At 71.7% G+C, this 2,896-nt stretch carries 3 protein-coding genes; 2 read left to right on the top strand and 1 reads right to left on the bottom strand.

Annotated features, from left to right (window positions below):
- Positions 1 to 188: 188 nt before the first annotated feature.
- Positions 189 to 1,457, top strand: coding sequence for a 3-deoxy-7-phosphoheptulonate synthase (locus H5J30_RS25110; RefSeq protein WP_181789632.1), 1,269 nt, complete (start codon positions 189 to 191; stop codon positions 1,455 to 1,457).
- 36 nt (positions 1,458 to 1,493) lie between these two features.
- Here the strand turns inward: H5J30_RS25110 and H5J30_RS25105 are convergent, their stop codons facing one another.
- On the bottom strand, positions 1,494 to 2,315 hold the full coding sequence (locus H5J30_RS25105) for an SAM-dependent methyltransferase (RefSeq protein WP_181789631.1): 822 nt from the start codon (positions 2,313 to 2,315) through the stop codon (positions 1,494 to 1,496).
- Between the two features lie 165 nt (positions 2,316 to 2,480).
- Between H5J30_RS25105 and H5J30_RS25100 the strand changes: the two genes are divergently transcribed.
- Positions 2,481 to 2,896, top strand: a 416-nt coding sequence (locus H5J30_RS25100; protein WP_220189340.1) for a limonene-1,2-epoxide hydrolase family protein, incomplete at its 3' end; no start/stop codon positions are given.

Below are 2,896 nucleotides of genomic sequence, written 5' to 3'. Positions count from 1 at the left end.
CGCCGCTGCTGCGCGCCGCACGGGAGCGCGGGCTGCGCGTACACCACGGGCACCACATGCTGGAACGGCAACTCGACCTGTACCGCACGTTCTTCGGCCTCGGTACCGGCCGCGCCCCCGCACCGGCCGACGCCGCAATTACCGCCGGATAGTCCGCCGGTGGACCGGCCGGACCTACGCTCGCCGCCATGAACCCCACTGCCGGCGTACGGGTGGCCGAGGCGGTCGGCTCACCCTGGCTTCCCGACGAGTTCGACGCCCGGGTCGCCGCCGCGCTGGACCGCCCCGCCGCACAGCAGCCCGAATGGCCCGACCCCGACCGGGCCGCCACCGCCCGCTCGGTCCTCTCCGGCCTCCCCCCGCTCACCCGCCCCCGCGAGGTCGACCGGCTGCAGCGCCTGCTCGCCGAGGCGGCGGCGGGAAAGGCGTTCGTCCTGCAGGCCGGCGACTGCGCGGAGAATTTCGCCGAGAACACCGAATCCCACGTCAAGGCGAATATCCGCATCCTGGCGCAGATGGCCGCGCTCGTGACGTATACGACGAGCCTGCCGGTGGTGAAAGTCGCCCGGATAGCGGGGCAGTACGCGAAGCCCCGCTCGAAAAGCACGGACGCGCTCGGACTTCCCGTCTACCGCGGCGACATCGTGAACTCTGCGGAACCGACACCCGGCGCCCGCGTACCGGATCCGAGCCGAATGCTGCGCGCCTATGTGAACTCCACCGCCACCCTCAATCTGCTGCGCGCGAGAGGCGATTCCGCATTCGCCGGGGCCACCGCACAGGACCCGCCCGACGTCTACGTCAGCCACGAGGCGCTGCTGCTGGAGTACGAGCACGGGCTCCTGAGGCACGACCCGGCACCGGACGGGGCGGGGCGGCTGTACGACTCCTCCGCGCACTTCCTGTGGATCGGCGAGCGCACCCGCCAGTTGGACGGCGCCCACGTGGCGCTCGCCGGGCTGCTGGCGAACCCCGTCGGCCTGAAGCTGGGCCCCGGCACCACCCCGGAGGCGGCCGTCGAGTACGTCGAGCGCCTCGACCCGGCCCACGTGCCCGGCAGGCTGACCCTCATCAGCCGCATGGGCAGCGGCAGGGTACGGGACGTGCTGCCCGCCATCGTGGAGAAGGTGACCGCCTCCGGCCACCAGGTCGTGTGGCAGTGCGACCCGATGCACGGCAACACCCGCGAGGCCGCCAGCGGCTACAAGACACGGCACTTCGACAGGATCGCCGAGGAGGTGCGCGGGTACTTCGAGGTGCACCGCGCGCTCGGCACCCACCCCGGCGGCCTCCACGTCGAGATCACCGGCGACGACGTGACCGAGTGCCTGGGCGGGCCCGACGCGCTCGACGAGCGCTCCCTCGCGGCCCGCTACGAGACGAGCTGCGACCCCCGGCTCAACCCCCGCCAGTCGCTCGAACTGGCCGTTCTGCTGGCGGAGTTGCTACGCCCCTGAGGGGCCGGCGGCGCACCCGCGCCCCGGCCCCACCGGTCACGGCTTGCGGCCGACGCCTCCGGCCATCAGGCGCTCGAAGAGCTTCAGGTCCGTGCGGACCGGCTTGTCCGGGCGCCAGTGCGGCAGCGAGACCACGCCGGGCTCCAGCAGGTCCAGGCCGGTGAAGTACGACTCGATCTCGGCCGCGGTGCGGAACCGGCCGGTACCGAGGAACGACAGGAAGGTGTCCTGGAGGGCCTGCGCCTCCGCGCCGACGTCGCAGAAGTGGGTCACCACCAGGTGGCTGCCGGAGGGGACCGCGTCCATGTACGCGTCCACGATGCCCTGCGGGTCCTCGTCGTCGTGGAGGTGGTGGAGGATGCCGACGAGCAGGATCGCCACCGGGCGGGAGAAGTCGATCAGCCGGCGCACGTCGGGGTGCTCCAGGATCTCCCGCGGGCGGCGCAGGTCGGCGGTGATGACGAAGGTGTCGTCGTTCTCCTGCAGCAGGGCCCGGCCGTGCGCGAGGACGATGGGGTCGTTGTCGACGTAGACGACGCGGGCGCCCGGCAGATGACGCTGGGCGACCTGGTGGGTGTTCTCCATGGTCGGGAGCCCGGCGCCGAGGTCGATGAGCTGGTCGATGCCCGCCTCGGCGGTCAGGTAGCGCACCGTGCGGCCCAGGGCCTCGCGGTTGAGCCACGCCAGGTCGTCGATGTGCGGCATGGTCTGGCGCAACTGGTCGGCGACGGCGCGGTCCACCTTGTAGTTGTCCTTGCCGCCGAGCACCACGTCGTAGGCCCGGGCGATGCTGGGCTTGGTGGTGTCGATGCTGCCGGGGCCGCGCTTGCCCGCCGGCCCGTTGCCCTCGTCCTGCACAACAATCCCTTCCTGCACACCCGGTGACGTGGAGGCCGAGCCTAGCTGCTGGCCCCGGGCCCCGCATCCGGGACCAACGACCTTGAGCCATGGGAAAGTTGGGGGTGGCGGGAAAGGCGGTTCCGCCTTGACGCGCGTGGCGGGCGCTCAATAGCGTTCCGGGGCATGCCAGCCCCGAACGAACCCGCCACCGAGCAAGAAGCCCTCGTCGTGCAGTTCTTCGCCGACATGGGCAGCACCTACGCCGAGATGGTGCCCGCCTTCCGCCGCCATCTGGCCGACGACTGCGTCTGGGACAACCAGGGGCTGCCGGAGGTCCGCGGCACGGAGCAGATCCTGGGCTTCCTCCAGCAGCTCGTCGACCAGACAGGACTGGAGAGCGTCGGGGGAGAGGTGCTGCGGATCGCGAGCCGCGGCGGCACCGTGCTCACCCAGCGCCACGAGCACTGGACCGGCAAGGACGGCGCCGTCCTGGTCGAGTCGCTGCCGGTGATGGGTACCTTCGAGGTCGCCGACGGCAAGATCACGTCCTGGCGCGACTACTACGACTCCGCGCTCCTGGCCCACCTGATGGCGGGCGA

Source organism: Streptomyces phytophilus (assembly GCF_013870535.1).
GTDB lineage: Bacteria > Actinomycetota > Actinomycetes > Streptomycetales > Streptomycetaceae > Streptomyces > Streptomyces phytophilus.
Note: the sequence above shows the minus strand (reverse complement) of the source record. Positions and strands in the feature narration are given on the sequence as shown.